At 66.1% G+C, this 15446-nt stretch carries 10 protein-coding genes and 1 pseudogene; all 11 read right to left on the bottom strand.

What is annotated here, in order from left to right; genetic code table 11:
• Nucleotides 1–50 precede the first annotated feature (50 nt).
• Complete coding sequence (metH, locus tag J2X45_RS00925; protein WP_310210016.1) at nt 51–2750, bottom strand: methionine synthase; 2700 nt, start codon at nt 2748–2750, stop codon at nt 51–53.
• Nucleotides 2740–2928: a hypothetical protein gene (locus tag J2X45_RS00920; protein ID WP_096033527.1), complete on the bottom strand. Its 189-nt coding sequence runs from the start codon at nt 2926–2928 to the stop codon at nt 2740–2742. The genes metH and J2X45_RS00920 overlap by 11 nt, the downstream gene beginning before the upstream one ends.
• Entirely contained in the window at nt 2928–4004 is a 1077-nt protein-coding gene (locus tag J2X45_RS00915) for a homocysteine S-methyltransferase family protein (RefSeq protein ID WP_310210009.1), read from the bottom strand. The genes J2X45_RS00920 and J2X45_RS00915 overlap by 1 nt, the downstream gene beginning before the upstream one ends.
• Nucleotides 4001–4870, bottom strand: a complete 870-nt coding sequence (gene blaCAU, locus J2X45_RS00910; RefSeq protein WP_310210006.1) for a CAU/MBL1b family subclass B3 metallo-beta-lactamase — start codon at nt 4868–4870, stop codon at nt 4001–4003. Before blaCAU ends, J2X45_RS00915 begins: the two co-directional genes overlap by 4 nt.
• Nucleotides 4867–5811, bottom strand: coding sequence for a methylenetetrahydrofolate reductase [NAD(P)H] (metF, locus tag J2X45_RS00905; protein WP_310210003.1), 945 nt, complete (start codon nt 5809–5811; stop codon nt 4867–4869). Before metF ends, blaCAU begins: the two co-directional genes overlap by 4 nt.
• A complete protein-coding gene (locus J2X45_RS00900) occupies nt 5808–6785 on the bottom strand; it encodes a metalloregulator ArsR/SmtB family transcription factor (protein WP_310210000.1) in 978 nt (325 codons plus the stop codon). The genes metF and J2X45_RS00900 overlap by 4 nt, the downstream gene beginning before the upstream one ends.
• Before the next feature lie 46 nt (nt 6786–6831).
• A pseudogene (locus tag J2X45_RS00895) lies at nt 6832–7206 on the bottom strand (VOC family protein); the annotation flags it as partial.
• Nucleotides 7207–7302: 96 nt separating this feature from the next.
• Nucleotides 7303–8262, bottom strand: a complete 960-nt coding sequence (locus J2X45_RS00890; protein WP_310209996.1) for a 2-hydroxyacid dehydrogenase — start codon at nt 8260–8262, stop codon at nt 7303–7305.
• Nucleotides 8263–8407: 145 nt separating this feature from the next.
• Nucleotides 8408–8959, bottom strand: a complete 552-nt coding sequence (locus tag J2X45_RS00885) for a type 1 glutamine amidotransferase domain-containing protein (RefSeq protein WP_310209992.1) — start codon at nt 8957–8959, stop codon at nt 8408–8410.
• 129 nt (nt 8960–9088) lie between these two features.
• Entirely contained in the window at nt 9089–13573 is a 4485-nt protein-coding gene (locus J2X45_RS00880) for a hypothetical protein (protein WP_310209989.1), read from the bottom strand.
• A 145-nt stretch (nt 13574–13718) separates the two neighbouring features.
• Nucleotides 13719–15386, bottom strand: coding sequence for an energy-dependent translational throttle protein EttA (ettA, locus tag J2X45_RS00875; RefSeq protein ID WP_062095192.1), 1668 nt, complete (start codon nt 15384–15386; stop codon nt 13719–13721).
• Nucleotides 15387–15446 lie beyond the last annotated feature (60 nt).

The following is a 15446-nucleotide window of genomic DNA, read 5'->3' as shown; positions in this document are numbered from 1 at the left end:
TACGCGGTCAACTCCAGATCACACGAGGCCCGATCACGCCCAAAAGGCGATCACGCCGCAGCGCCCTGGGCGCGCGCCGCCGGATCGTAGTTGAGGATCGGCGAGAGCCAGCGCTCGGCCGTGGCGACATCCCAGCCCTTCCGGCGGGCGTAGTCCTCGACCTGGTCGGCGTCGATCTTGCCGACGCCGAAATAGTGCGCCTTGGGGTGGCTGAAGAACAGGCCTGAGACCGCCGCGCCCGGGGTCATCGCGTAGCTCTCGGTCAGTTGCAGACCGGTGGCCGCCTCGGCGTCGAGCAGCCTGAACAGCGTGCCCTTCTCGGTGTGGTCGGGCTGGGCCGGATAGCCGGGCGCGGGGCGGATGCCCTGGTACTTCTCGGCGATCAGGCGCTCGACGTCGGCGTCCTCGTCAGGCGCATAGCCCCACAGCTCGACGCGGGCCTTGTGGTGCAGCCACTCGGCGAAGGCTTCGGCCAGGCGGTCGGCCAGGGCCGAGGCCATGATGGCGCTGTAGTCGTCGCCGGCGTCCTTGAAGCGCTTGACGATCTCGTCCTCGCCGTGGCCGGCGGTGACGGCGAAGCCGCCGACATAGTCGGCCCCCTGCCCGATCGGCGCGACGAAGTCCGACAGGGCGACATTGGCCTTGGCCTCGCCGCTCTTGTCGGCGCCCTTGTCCATCTGCTGGCGCAGGGTGTGCAGGCGCGAGAACTCGGCCACGCGGGTCTCATCGGTGTAGAGCACGATGTCGTCGCCCTGGGCCTGGGCCGGCCAGAAGCCGATCACGCCCTTGGCCCCGAACCATTTCTCGGCGACCACCTTGTCCAGCATGGCGCGGGCGTCGCGATAGAGGTCCGTGGCGGCCTGGCCGACCACGTCGTCCTCCAGGATCTGCGGGAAGCGGCCGATCAGCTCCCAGCTGGCGAAGAACGGCGACCAGTCGATGAAGGGGACCAGTTCGGCCAGCGACGGCTCGAACACCCGCGTGCCGATGAAGGCCGGCTTGGGCGGCGTGTAGCCCTTCCAGTCGATGGCGAAGGCGCGCTTGCGGGCTTCCTGGATCGAGGTGCGGGCCTTGGTGGTCTGGCCGCGCGCGTACTGCTCGCGGACCTTCACATACTCGGCGCGGGTCTCGGCGATAATCCGATCGCGCTCGCCCGGCGATAGCAGGCCCGAGACCACGCCGACGGCGCGGCTGGCGTCGACGACATAGGTCGTGGGGCCCCGGCGATAGGCCGGCTCGATCTTGACCGCCGTGTGGGTGCGGCTGGTGGTGGCGCCGCCGATCAGCAGCGGGATGTCGAAGCCCTGGCGCTCCATCTCGGCGGCCACGAACACCATCTCGTCCAGCGACGGCGTAATCAGGCCCGACAGGCCGATCATGTCGACCTTGTGCTTCTTCGCCTCGTCGAGGATGCGATCGGCCGGCACCATGACGCCCAGGTCCACGACCTCGTAGTTGTTACACTGCAGCACGACGCCGACGATGTTCTTACCGATGTCGTGGACGTCGCCCTTGACGGTCGCCATCAGCACCTTGCCAGCGGCCTGGCGCTCCTGGCCTTCCTTCTCGGCCTCCATGAACGGCATCAGCCAGGCAACAGCCTGCTTCATGACGCGGGCGGACTTCACGACCTGGGGCAGGAACATCTTACCCGCGCCGAACAGGTCGCCGACGACGTTCATGCCGTCCATCAGCGGGCCTTCGATCACGTGCAGCGGACGCTCGGCGGCCAGACGCGCCTCTTCGGTGTCGGCTTCGATGAACTCGGTGATGCCGTGGACCAGGGCGTGGGTCAGGCGCTCGTTCACCGTGCCCTTGCGCCATTCCAGGTTGGCGACCTGCTGCTGACCCTTCTCGCCCTTGTAGCGGGGCGCCATCTCGACCAGGCGCTCGGTGTTGGTCTGGTTCGGATCGCGTTGCGGGCGGTTGAGGATCACGTCCTCGACGGCCTCGCGCAGGACCGGGTCGATGTCGTCATAGACCGGCAGATCGCCGGCGTTGACGATGCCCATGTCCATGCCGGCGTTGATGGCGTGGTACAGGAACACCGAGTGGATCGCCCGGCGCACCGGCTCGTTGCCGCGGAAGCTGAACGAGACGTTCGACACCCCGCCCGACACCCGCGCATTGGGCAGCATCTGCTTGATGCGGCGCGTGGCCTCGATGAAGTCGACGGCGTAGTTGTCGTGCTCCTCGATCCCGGTCGCCACGGCGAAGATGTTGGGGTCGAAGATGATGTCCTCGGGCGGAAAGCCAACCTTGTCGACCAGCGTGTTGTAGGCCCGCTCGCAGATCTCGACCTTGCGCGCCTCGGTGTCGGCCTGGCCGACCTCGTCGAAGGCCATGACCACCACCGCCGCGCCGTAGCGCAGGCACAGCTTGGCCTGTTCGAGGAACTTCGCCTCGCCTTCCTTCAGGCTGATCGAGTTGACGATCGCCTTGCCCTGCACGCACTTGAGACCGGCCTCGATCACCTCCCACTTGGAGCTGTCGATCATCACCGGCACCCGGGCGATGTCGGGCTCGGCCGCCATCAGGTTCAGGAAGGTGACCATGGCCTGCTGGCTGTCCAGCAGACCCTCGTCCATGTTGACGTCGATGACCTGGGCGCCGGCCTCGACCTGCTGGCGCGCGACCGACAGCGCCTCGGGATAGTTCCCCTCGACGATCAGCTTCTTGAACTTGGCCGAGCCGGTGACGTTGGTGCGCTCACCGATGTTGACGAAGACGGGGCGCATTTCAGGATCCAATAGCAGTCATCCCTTCTCCCCTTGCGGGAGAAGGTGGCCCGCGAAGCGGGTCGGATGAGGGGTTGAAAAACGTCGCTGCCGCGAGACAGCGGTTGAAGGGCCGGCGAGACCCCTCATCCGTCGCCTTCGGCGACACCTTCTCCCGCAAGGGGAGAAGGGAATTTGCAGCCATAGCCACTAAGCCAACTCGAACGGTTCGAGCCCCGCCAGACGCATGGCCTTGGGGCGCTCGGGGATCTGGCGGGGCTTCACGCCGCGCACTTCGTCGGCGACGTGGCGGATGTGGTCCGGCGTCGTGCCGCAGCAGCCGCCCAGGATGTTGACCAGACCGTCCTTGGCCCATTCGTGCAGGGCGTGGCCGGTCTCGTGCGGCTCCTCGTCGTACTGGCCCATGGCGTTGGGCAGGCCGGCGTTCGGGTAGGCGGCGACCAGGGTGTCGGCGATGCGGGCCATCTCGGCGATGTGCGGGCGCATCAGATCCGCGCCTAGGGCGCAGTTGAAGCCCACCGCGAACGGCTTGGCGTGCTTAACGCTGTTCCAGAAGGCTTCGGCCGTTTGGCCCGACAGGGTGCGGCCTGAGCGGTCGGTGATGGTGCCGCTGATCCAGATCGGCAGCTCCTCGTGACCCTCGTCGCGCCAGTCCAGGATCGCCTTGATCGCGGCCTTGCAGTTCAGCGTGTCGGTGATCGTCTCGATCAGGAAGAGGTCGACCCCGCCCTGGTAGAGCGCGTCCACCTGCTGGCGATAGGCCTCATAGACCTGGTCGAAGGTGACCTTGCGCGCGCCCGGATCGTTCACGTCCGAAGACATCGACAGCATGACGTTCAGCGGCCCCATGGAGCCAGCGATGAACTTCGGACTTGCCGGGTTCTCAGCGTTCCACCGGTCGGCGACCGAACGGCCGATCTTCGCGCCTTCGATATTGATGTCCCAGACGTCCTGTTCCGACAGGTGATAGTCGGCCTGGGCGATCGTGGTCCCCGAGAAGGTGTTGGTCTCGGAGATGTCGGCGCCGGCCGAGAAATAGGCGTCGTGCAGCTCGGCCACGAGATCGGGCCGGGTCAGACACAGGATGTCGTTGTTGCCCTTCATCTGGCCGTTGTAGGCGGCGAACCGCTCGGCGCGGTAATCGGCCTCGGTCAGCCCCTTCTTCTGGAACATCACGCCCCAGGAGCCGTCGAGGATCAGGATCTTCTCTTTCGCGGCGGCCTTGAGCGCGGCCACGCGGTTGGCGCGGATGGACAGATCGGTCATCGGCTGGGCCCCGCCGCCTGCTGGCGCGCGAGCTCCTTGTTGAAAGCGGCTTCGGAGGCGTCGACGAACCGGGCGAGCTCGGTCGGGTCGACGAAGGCGTTGGCGTCGCCGCGCAGCTGCTTCTGGCGCTTGGCCAGCAGGTTCCCCTGCTCCTCGTGGGCGGGCAGCATGACGTCGGTGGGAATGGCGCGCAGCTTGGCGAAGCTGGCGCGATAGTCGGCGACGATGGTTCGGTGGGTCTTGTTGCCGACCAGCACGTTGCCGGCGACCGACAGCGAGCACGGGAAGGTCACGTTCAGCGGCCGCCCCTTCTCGACCACCGCCGTCGTCCAGCTCGTGCAGCCGATGGTGTGGCCGGGCGTCAGGTGGGCCACCATGGCGATCTCACCCAGCTTCAACTTGGTCTGGTCGCCGAAGGTCCGGTCAGGCCTGGCGGCGGGCATCGGCGTCGCGCCGTAGATGTTGTCGCCTATATGATGGCCCGCCGTCATGGCCGGCGCGTCGCCACGTGAGATCCACAGCTTGGCGCCCGTATCGGCCTTCAGCTGCGCCAGACCGCCCGCATGGTCGTAGTGGGCGTGGCTGTTGATCAGGATCTTCACGTCGGTGAGCTGGAAGCCCAGCGCCGTGATGTTGCGCTCGACCAGCTTGCCCGTCTCGGCGTTGGGGCCGCCGTCCAGCACGACGTGCCCCTCGGACGAGGTGATCAGCCAGGACGAGATGCCCTCGGCGCCGACATAGTAGATGTTGCCGACCACCCGGTAGGGCTTGGTCGGCTTGGTCCAGTTGGCCGGCATGTCGTCGGCTTGGGCTGCGGGAGCGAGGGCCAGCAGCGAGGCGGCGGCGATCAGGATCAGGCGCTTCATGCGGCGACCTCCGACGCGGCCGGCGACACCTCGCGCACGCCCAGCACCCGGCAGATGGCGTACACCAGATCCGCCCGGTTCAGGGTGTAGAAATGGAAGTCCTCGAAGCCCTGTTCCTGCAGCTTGGCGCACATTTCGGCGGCGACCGAGCAGGCGATCAGGCGACGGGTCTCGGCGTCGTGCTCCAGACCGTCGAACAGATTGCCCAGCCAGGCGGGGATCGCCGTCTGGCAGGCGGCGGCCATCTTCTTCAGGCCCACGAAATTGGTGACCGGCATGATCCCCGGCACGATCGGGATGGTGATCCCGGCGGCGCGCACCTTGTCAACGAAGCGCAGGAACGCATCCAGATCGAAGAAGAACTGGCTGATACCCAGCGTCGCGCCGGCGTCGACCTTCAGCTTCAGGACGTCGACATCGTGATCCAGCGAGGGGCTCTCGGGGTGCTTCTCCGGATAGACTCCGACCAGCACCTCGAACGGCGCGATCCCGCGCACGGCCTTGGTCAGCTCTGTGGCGTTGGCGTAACCGTCAGCGCGCGGCACATAGACACCGCCGATGCCGCCCTCGCCCGGAGGCGGATCGCCGCGCAGCGAGACGATGTGGCGAACGCCCGTCTCCCAATACTCGCGGATGACCTCATCGACTTCCTCGCGAGACGCGCCGACACAGGTCAGGTGCGCGGCGGGCTTCAGGCTGGTCTCGTCCAGGATGCGCTTGACCGTGCGGTGCGTGCGCTCGCGCGTGGAACCGCCCGCTCCATAGGTCACGGACACGAACGCCGGGTCCAGCGGAGCCAGGCGCGTGATCGCCGCCCACAGGCTCTCTTCCATCTGCGGGGTCTTGGGCGGAAAGAACTCGAACGACACGCGCGGACGGCCGGTCCGCTCGCCGGCGCGAGCCACGGGGCCGATGACGCGGCGGGTGGGCGGAAGGGTCATGCGGCGCTCCTTTCGAGGGATGCCTTGCTGGGACGGCGCGCCGTCCAGATCTTGACGGTCAGCCCCTCAGCCGTAGCGGGCGGCAGGGCGATATTGCTTTCCAGGGCAAGCCCAGCAGCCTCGATCCAGGCGACGATCTCGGCGTCGTCGAAACCGAGGCGGCGGTGCTGGTGAACCTCGCGAAGGAATTCGTGATCGTGCGGGGCGAAATCGGCGATCAGCAGCAGGCCGCCAGGCGTCACGAGGCGGGCGGCCTCGGCGACGGCGGTCGCGGGATCGGTCAGGTAGTGCAGCACCTGGTGGACGGTGACGAGATCAGCGCAGCCCCCCGGCAGGCCGGTGCGGAAGATGTCGCCGTGGCGCAGTTCACAGGCGGTCAGACCCGCCTTGGAAACCTGGTCGCGGGCGATGTTCAGCATCTGTTGCGAGAGATCCAGGCCCAGCGCATTGCTGGCTCGCTTGCCCAACAGGGTCAGCATGCGTCCCGCGCCGGCGCCCAGGTCGACCATCTCGTCGAACGGGCCTTCGCCGGTGGCGCGCAGGATCGCAGCCTCGACCTCGGCCTCGTCGACATAAAGCGATCGGATCTCGTTCCAGCGCGCGGCGTTGCGAGCGAAATAGGCCTGGGCGTCGGTCGAGCGCTCGGCCCGAACGGCGGCCAGCTTGTCAGCGTCCGCTTGGATGGTCTCGTCGCCCTCATCGATCAGGTCCAGAGCCTGCTCGACCAGCAACCGGCCTGGCGACTTGGCGGCCAAGCGATAGAACACCCAGGCGCCGTCCGGGAACCGCTCCACAAGGCCCGCCTCGGCCAGGAGCTTCAGGTGACGCGACACGCGCGGCTGGCTTTGATCGAGGATCCGGCACAGCTCCAGAACCGACAACTCCTCGGCCGCCAGCAAGGCCAACAGCCGCAGGCGCGTGGACTCGCCGGCGGCGCGCAGCACCTCGACAACCTGTTCGGCGGTAAGCTTCATAGGGATATAAAGATATCTTTATATCCGATTTGGCAAGAGAAACTTGTGCCTCGGAGTCGCCTTTGACGGGCTCCCAGAGCTCAATCTTCACCCCGGCGGGGTCTATGAGCCAGGCGAAGCGCCCCATGCCGTCCTCGTCCTGGCGGCCCACAGGCTCGACGCCCTCGGCGGCCGCCTTGGCCAGCACCCCATCCATATCATCGACAATGAAATTGATCATGAACGGCGCGGTCGACGGCGCGAAGTACTGGGTGTCCGCCGCGAACGGGGACCAGGTCGTCGAGGTCGACCGGGGATGCTCGAACACTGCCCCGCCCCAGTCATGGATCTCAAAACCCAGAACCCGCGCGTACCAATCGCGCACAGCCTTGGGGTCCTCGGCCTTGTAGAAGACCCCGCCCAGTCCCAGCACCTTGGCCATGTCAGGTCTCCAGCGCGCTCGCCCAATCCTCGGACCACCTTAGCAGGGGCCACAGCGCGACGATCAAGTCCGCGCCGCGCACGTTCCCTTCTCAGGTTAGGCCGCGACAGGCGTCGCCAGCGGCTCTCCATGGAAGTACCGGCGCAGGTTCTCCAGCGTCAGGCTGACCATGGCCGGAATGCTGTCCAGGGTCGCGCCGGCCGTGTGCGGCGTCAGTACGGTGCGGGGCACATCCGCCCACCGCGCCGCCGGCGTCGGCTCGGTCTCGAACACATCGAGGGCGGCCATGCCAAGGGTCCCGGACTTCAGGGCCTCGATCAATGCGTCCTCGTCGATCAGCGACCCGCGCGCGACATTGACGATCAGCCCCTGCGGTCCGAGGGCCTCGATCACCGCCTTGTTGATCAAATGCCGATTGGATGCGTCGGGACGGGCGCAGACGATGAGCACGTCACTCTCGCGCGCCAGGGCCATCAGGCTCTCGGCGCGCGGATAGGCCGACTCCTTGGCGCGCGGCGCCCACCAGGCGACCTTCATGTCGAAGGCGCTCAGGCGATGGGCCACTGCTTCGCCGATGTGCCCCAAACCAACAATCCCCGCCTTCCGACCCCGAAGCCCGTGGCGCGGCGCCATCCGCTCGGCGTGCGACCAGCGCCCGTCGCGCAGGCGCTGGTCGCCTTCGACGATCCCGCGCCAAGCGGCCAACACCAAGCCCACCGCGTGGTCGGCGACATCCCCGGCGTTAAGGCCGGTGGAATGCGTCACCGCGATCCCGTGCGATTTGCACCACGGCACGTCGACGCCATCGTAGCCGACACTGACGCAGGCGATCAGGCCCAGGCGAGGCATCTCGGCCAGCATGTCGCGGCTCAGGGCCATTTCGCCCGCATGGACGACCGCTCGGATGCTCTGCCCCGGCCCCTCAAGGAAGGCCATCCGGTCCGGAAAGTCCCACAGCCGATGCACGACGTAGGCGCTCTCGAGGAGCGGCTGCAACGGCATCAGCATTTCGTGCGAAAGCAGGACGTGGGGCTTGTCGGCGGCGGTGTGCGGCATCCGTTTCCTCCGAAGCGCCGGTCGAAAGCGCCAGCGTCAAACGCGTCTTTCGTTCAAGCTACTCCACCTGCGGCGTTTGCACAGACCAAAGCGGCGTGGCGGCTTGTCGCCATCCGCGCCGCCGCGCCCGAAGGCTCTACGACCGTTAGCGCCGCCCTTCGGCGAACTCCTCGATCATCTTGGCGCAGAAAGCCGGCAGGTCATCGGGCTTGCGCGACGTGACGAGGCCATCGTCCACGACGACCTCGCGATCCACCCAGCGGGCGCCGGCGTTCGTCAGATCAGCCTCCAACGACGGCCACGAGGTCACTTCGCGTCCCTCCACCGCGCCTGCGTTGATCAGGGTCCAGGGACCATGGCAGATGGCCGCGATTGGCTTCTTTGCGGTCACGAAGTGGCGGATGAAATCGATCGCCTTGGGCTCAAGCCGCAGGGCGTCCGGATTGATCACACCGCCTGGAAGCATGATCGCCTGGTAGTCTTCCGGACGGGCCGCCGAGAGTTCGCGGTCGACCGGCACGGCGCGTCCCTTGTCGTGATGCTCCCAGCCCTGAATCTCGCCCGATTTCGGCGAGACCACCTCCACGATGGCCCCGGCGGCCTTCAGCGCCTCGACGGGCTTTTCCAGTTCGGACTGCTCGAAGCCGTCGGTGGCGAGCACGGCGACCTTGCGGCCAGCGAGGGTTTGATCGGTCATGGGGGTCTCCTGTCGGGCCGAGCGTGGCCCGCCAACAACCCCGCGCCGCACCGACGAGTTCCCTTTGACCGATCGCCTTCGCCAGCCGCGGCGCCCGCCTCTGAGCCGGCGGACGCGCTCAGATCGCTATCATCCGCCGAAGACAAAGTCGGCCTTGTAGTAGCCGTTCGAGGGGTCCAGCAGGCTGACGGCGAAGGGGGCCGAGCCGTCGGCGAGATCGGTGAGCCAAGCGTCGTTGGATCTCACCATGACGCCAAGGTCGGCCTTCTGCGCCTCCGCAAGAAGCCAGCCCACCATCGCCGCCTTGGTTCCGACCCCGTTGGGCCCATCGCCGCCGTAGGCCGCGAAATAGTCGACGCGGGTGTCGATCATCGCGTGGATCTTGGCGTCCGTCGGCGCCGCGCCGAAGATGGTCTTGTAGGCCTCGCGCGTGGCGTCGACCATCGACAGCGCCCCGTACTTGGCCGCGAACGCCTCCTTGCCCTCGCCCAGCTTGCCCAGGTTGACCGCGAAATTGATGTAGCGGTTCTCGAGATTGAAGGTCTGGTAGTAGGCGCTGTTCAGGTTGTTTGGGTTCGGGCCCGTGGGCGCAACCAGATAGTTCAGGCCCGCCTCCCCAGGAATCTTCCCCGTGAAGAACTCGTAGGCGAGGGTCGCAACCGAGGTCGTGGCGCCGGCCGCCTTGACGATCTCGGCGGTCACCTGGCTAGACGTCAGCTGGCCAGCCCCCCAACGCTTGAACAGATCTTCCAGCATCGCGGTCAGCGCCGAATTGCCAGTGAAGACCTGCCGCAGGATCAAGTCCATCTCGCGCGCGACCTCGGCCGCCGACGGCTCCTGGGCGAAGACGATGTTCTCGACATTCATCAGGCGGTCGACGCCGTCCGGCGACCCGGCGCGCAAATCGGTGACCGTGATCGTGCCGTCGGCCGCCTTCACCACCGAATAGTTAGACTTCCAGCTGGTGTAGAAGACCGTGTCGTCGCCGACGCCGCCGTCGATCTGGTCGTTGCCCGCGCCGCCGATCAGATCATCGGCGCCGTCGCCGCCGTACAGGATGTCGTCGCCGGCGCCGCCGTCGAGGCTGTTGGCGATGGCGTCGCCCGTCAGCGTGTCGGCGTGGGCCGAGCCCCTCAGGCCTTCGATCCCGTCCAAGAAGTCGACGCCCGCCCCACGCGTGTTCTGCAGGGCGCCAGCCTTGGTCAGGTCGACGGTGACGCCGCTGCTGGCGAATTCATAGGACGCGATGTCGACGCCCTGATTGCCGTAGAGTCTGTCGTCGCCGTCGTCCCCATGCAGAATATCGTTGCCGCCCTCGCCCATCAGGGTGTCCGCGCCGCCGCCGCCGCGGACGAGGTCGTTGCCCGCGCCGGCAAAGATCAGGTTGGCGTTGGCGTCGCCCGTCAGCGTGTCGCTGAACGCCGAGCCAAACAGGTTCTCGATGGTTGTCAGCGTGTCTACGCCCGCGCCCTTGGTGTCCTGCGCGTAGGTCAGGCTCAGATTGACAGTGACTCCGGTGAAGCCGTCGCGATAGTCGGCCCAGTCGTTTCCGGTCCCGCCGTCCAGACGGTCATTGCCGGCGCCGCCTGAAAGGACATCGTTCTCACCGTCACCGATAAGGGTGTCGTCGCCCGCTCCGCCCGACAGCACGTCGTCGCCGGTGAAGCCCTGGAGACGATCAGCCCCGCTGGTCCCCACGATGGTGTCGGCAGAGTCCGTGCCGCCGTCGGCCTTCAGCGTGGACAGGTTGACCGAGACGGCATTGGCGTCGCCGCTGATCAGCATTCGGGTTCCGTCAGCGCTGACCAGCACACGGTTTCCGAAATTCCCCGAGTAGTACCCCGACGGACTCAGCCCCACGTCGACGCCCAGCGAATAGACCTTCTCCAGGGTCCAGGGCCCCATGGTGAAACCGGTGATGTACTGGAAGACACGGTCCGTCGTCGCATCGACCACATAGAGACGCGAGGCGTCGGGGCTGAAGCTCATGCCGAAGATGCTGGCGCCCACCAGTTCAGGGTGGGTCTTGGACACGTCGCCGATGAACTTGAGCGCACTGTCATAAATGTAGAGGCCCCCGCCGGAAGCCTGCGCGATCAAGGCTCCGTTGGCCGAGATGGCGGTGGCGCCGTTGTAGCCAGAGACCCCATCGGCATACATGCCGTGATAGGCGGTCTGGCCGACGCCCGCCGTGTAGAGATAGAGGGGGGCGTCAGAAACCCCCGTATCGGTGAACAGCGCCTTGCTGCGATCGACGGTCGTCGTGATCGTGTCGGTCTGCGAGTATGACTGGCTCGACCGTGTGAAAACGCCAGTCGCCAGGTCGAGCGACGCCAGCGGCGCCCCCGAACCATAGCCGGACTGCGTGAAGATCACCTTGTTGTCGCTGGTGAAGGCGACGTCGTAGAAGCTACCCTCGTAACCGTTGACCTGGGTGGCGTAGTCCTTCACCTGGCCGGTGAGCGTATCCAGGACATGGATCTTGGCCGTCGCGGTATAGCTCCACTGGCTGCCCTTGCCGTTTTCCAGCGCACGCTCGGCCACCACGATGTAGCGGCCGTCCGTCGACAGATCCATGCCGCCCAGCTGAACGCCGACCTTCCACCGCGCCGAGACCTCGCCGGTCGCCGTGTTCAGCGCCGAGATATAGCCTTCGCTGTTCGAGACATAGGCCGTACGTCCGTCGGACGACAGCAGCGCGTCGACGAGCTGGCCGGTGACGACGGTCTCGGCCGAGATCGCCGGCAGAACGTCCTTGAGCGTGACCCCTGCGTCCCCCGAGGTCAGGGCCACGGTCTTGTCGGAGAACTGCAGCTTCTCGACGTTGAGCAGCATGTCGCCGCCCTCCGGCCCCGAGAGCCGCAAGTCTCGCACCGTCCAGGTCCCGTTGACGTTGCGCGTCCAGCTATAGTTGGTCGACGCAGCGCCGTAGATCGCCGTGTCCTCGCCGCCGCCACCGTCGATAACGTCGTCGCCGCCGCGCCCTTCGAAGCGCTCGTCGTCCGCCGAGCCCTGGAAGACATCGGCGAAGGCCGACCCCTTCAAGCCCTCGATCCCGGTGAGGCGATCAAAGCCGGCGCCGCGCGTGTTCTGTAGGACGCCGGCCTTGGTCAGGTCGATCCGGACACCGGCGGCAGCGTCGTCGTAGGAGGCGATGTCGATACCGGCGTCGCCGTTGAGGGCGTCGTCGCCGATCCCGCCGTTGAGGACATCATTGCCCACCCCGCCGTTGAGCGTGTCGCCGCCAGCCTGCCCTTTGAGGAGATCGTCGCCCGCGCCACCATCCAGGCGGTTGGCGTTGGCGTCGCCGCCTAGGGTGTCGGCGAAGCTGCCGCCGACAACATTCTCGATTCCGGTCAGGGTGTCGCGCCCCGCGCCGCCGGTATCCTGCATGTAGGTCGTGGTCAGAGCGACCGTGATCGCGCCCGCCGCCGTACTGTAGTCGGCGGTGTCGACGCCAGGCCCGCCGTCCAGGACATCATCGCCCGCGCCGCCGATCAGCCGATCGTCGCCATTGCCGCCGTACAGGCTGTCATCGCCCGCGCCACCGTCTAGCACGTCGGCGCCGCCATAGCCCTTCAGCAGGTTGACCGAAGCGTCGCCGATCAGGGTGTTCGCGCCGTCCGAACCGCCCATGGGGCTCGCGGTCGACAGGTTGATGGCGTTCAGCAGCTTGTCGGTGAGGACGAGCAAGTACTTGCCGTCGGACGACAGGCTGAGGCGATCGCCATAGGCGTACCCCGAGAACAACTGGCTGTAGCGGTCGCTCTTGGTCAGGCCTGAAGCAAAGGCCCGCAGGATCGACCAGTCCGTGGTTGAAACCTGCAGGATCAGGCCATCGTCGTTGTTCAGGAGGTATAGGCTAGCGCCATCGGCGCTGAAGACGGCTCCGACTGCCGTGATGGGCTCCTTCTGGAGCGTGGACAAGGAGCCCTTGAGGTTCAGGTCGCCGTCATAAAGAGCGCCGCTCCGGTAGATCAGATTGCCATTCTGCGAGACGGCTTGTGCGCCATAACCGCTAAGACCATCATCGGAAGCGTCGCGTGACGCGGTGACCCCAACCCCGGATTTGTAGATCTGGAGCGGCAGGGACGAGATGCCATTCTGGGCATGGACGACCAGGGTCCCGTCGCCCGAGGCGGTGAGGATGCCGTCCTGGTAGTAACCTTGCGAGCCGAAGGTGAACGTCCCGGAGACTGGATTCAGGATCGTCAGCGGCTCCCAACCCGACCCCTGATAGCTCTGGGACAACACGATGTTGCCGTCGGCCGTAAACACCGCGTCGTAGAAGGGGCCGTCGCCGTTTCTCTGAACCACGGTGGTGTAGTCGCGAACCTGCCCGGTCAGCAGGTCCAGGACGTGAATGGTCGCATTGACGTAGCCCGTTTCAGTAGTCGTGTAGGTGCGCTCGGTCGCAACCAAGAAACGGCCATCTTGCGACACATCCATGCCACCAAGGGTCTTGCCGACAGTCCATCGCCCGACGAAGTCGCCAGTCGCGATGGTGAAGGCGTTTACCACACCCTCCCCGTTCGAAACGTAGGCGGTCTTGCCGTCACCGCTGATGACGACGCCCTTCAGATCGCCCGAAGCGATCGTCTGAAAAGTACTCACGAAACCCCGCCCAACTTCGAACTGCAACGCACGCGTCAGTACACTATTTCAAGTTGAGCTGTACAACCCTCTATCTCAGGCGCCCGATACGAAAAAGGCGACGGCCAAAGCCATCGCCTTTCAAGTTCACGCGATCCGCCGCGCCCTACCGCGCGAACTTCTGGAACTTGATCCGCTTCGGAATGAGGCTGTCGGCGCCCAGGCGGCGCTTCTTGTCTTCCTCGTACATCTCGAAGTTGCCCTCGAACCATTCGACGTGGCTGTCGCCCTCGAAGGCCAGGATGTGGGTCGCCAGACGGTCCAGGAACCAGCGGTCGTGGCTGATGACCACGGCGCAGCCGGCGAACTCTTCCAGCGCCTCTTCCAGGGCCTGCAGGGTTTCGATGTCCAGGTCGTTGGTCGGTTCGTCGAGCAGGATCAGGTTGCCGCCGGTGGCCAGGGTCTTGGCCAGGTGTACGCGGTTGCGCTCACCGCCCGACAGCAGGCCGACCTTCTTCTGCTGGTCGCCGCCCTTGAAGTTGAAGCTGCCGACGTAGGCGCGGGAATTGATCTCGCGCTTGCCGACGATCATCACGTCGGTGCCGCCGCTGATCTCTTCCCAGATGGTCTTGTTCGGGTCGAGCGCGTCGCGCGACTGGTCGACATAGGCCAGCTTGACGGTCTCGCCGACCTTGATCGTGCCCTGGTCCGGCTGCTCGCGGCCGGTGATCAGCTTGAACAGGGTGGACTTACCGGCGCCGTTCGGGCCGATGACGCCGACGATGCCGTTCGGCGGCAGGCGGAACGACAGGTCCTTGAACAGCACCTTGTCGCCGTACTCCTTCTCCAGGCCGTTGACCTCGAGCACGACGTTGCCGAGGCGCGGGCCGGGCGGGATCTGGATGTGAGCCTGGGTCTGGGCGGCGCGGGCGTTCTCCTGCGCGGCGACCATTTCCTCGTACGAGGCCAGACGCGCCTTCGACTTGGACTGACGGGCCTTGGGCGAGCTGCGGACCCATTCCAGTTCGCGGGTGAGCGCGCGCTGACGGGCTTCCGATTCCGACTGCTCCTGGACGACGCGCTTTTGCTTCTGCTCCAGCCAGCCCGAATAGTTGCCCTCGTAGGGGATGCCCTTGCCGCGATCCAGCTCCAGCGTCCACTTGGTGACCTGATCCAGGAAGTAGCGGTCGTGGGTCACCAGGATGACGCAGCCCGGGAACTCTTCTAGGTGATGCTGCAGCCAGGCCACCGACTCGGCGTCCAGGTGGTTGGTCGGTTCGTCGAGCAGCAGCATGTCGGGCTTGCTGAGCAGCAGGCGAGCCAGCGCGATGCGGCGCTTCTCACCGCCCGACAGCGTCTCGATATTGGCGTCGTTCGGCGGGCAGCGCAGGGCGTCAATCGCCATCTCGACCTTGGAGTCGATGTCCCAAAGATCCTTGGCGTCAATGATCTCCTGGAGCTTGGTCATCTCCTCCATCAGCTCGTCGGAGTAGTCCTCGCCGAGCTTGGCCGCCAGTTCGTTGTACTTGTCGAAGATCTTCTTGTCTTCGCAGTCGGCGATGACGTTGCCCCAGACGTCCAGAGTCGGATCCAGCACCGGCTCCTGCGGGAGATAGCCGCGCTTGATGCCGTCGGCGGCCTTGGCCTCGCCCGAGAATTCCTTGTCGAGACCGGCCATGACCTTCAGCAGGGTAGACTTACCCGAGCCGTTGACGCCGACGACGCCGATCTTGGCGTCGGAATAGAACGACAGCCAGATGTTCTCGAAGACCTTCTTGCCGCCGGGATAGGCCTTGGTCAGGCCCTGCATCTGGAAAATGTATTGCTGCGCCATGAGGCTCGCGATCTCGCTGGACGATGTTTCGGGGATTGGGCGCTGAAATAGCGGTCCGGA

The organism is Caulobacter sp. BE264 (assembly GCF_031457805.1).
Classification (GTDB): domain Bacteria; phylum Pseudomonadota; class Alphaproteobacteria; order Caulobacterales; family Caulobacteraceae; genus Caulobacter.
The sequence above is the reverse complement of the archived record's forward strand: the minus strand, read 5'-3'. Positions and strand labels throughout refer to the sequence as shown.

Bases quoted from the DNA above. Each gene is read 5' to 3' on its own strand.
- J2X45_RS00915 (WP_310210009.1), bottom strand. From the start codon at position 4,004: ATGACCGATCTGTCCATCCGCGCCAACCGCGTGGCCGCGCTCAAGGCC.
- blaCAU (WP_310210006.1), bottom strand. From the start codon at position 4,870: ATGAAGCGCCTGATCCTGATCGCCGCCGCCTCGCTGCTGGCCCTCGCT.
- metF (WP_310210003.1), bottom strand. From the start codon at position 5,811: ATGACCCTTCCGCCCACCCGCCGCGTCATCGGCCCCGTGGCTCGCGCC.
- J2X45_RS00900 (WP_310210000.1), bottom strand. From the start codon at position 6,785: ATGAAGCTTACCGCCGAACAGGTTGTCGAGGTGCTGCGCGCCGCCGGC.
- J2X45_RS00890 (WP_310209996.1), bottom strand. From the start codon at position 8,262: ATGCCGCACACCGCCGCCGACAAGCCCCACGTCCTGCTTTCGCACGAA.
- J2X45_RS00885 (WP_310209992.1), bottom strand. From the start codon at position 8,959: ATGACCGATCAAACCCTCGCTGGCCGCAAGGTCGCCGTGCTCGCCACC.
- ettA (WP_062095192.1), bottom strand. From the start codon at position 15,386: ATGGCGCAGCAATACATTTTCCAGATGCAGGGCCTGACCAAGGCCTAT.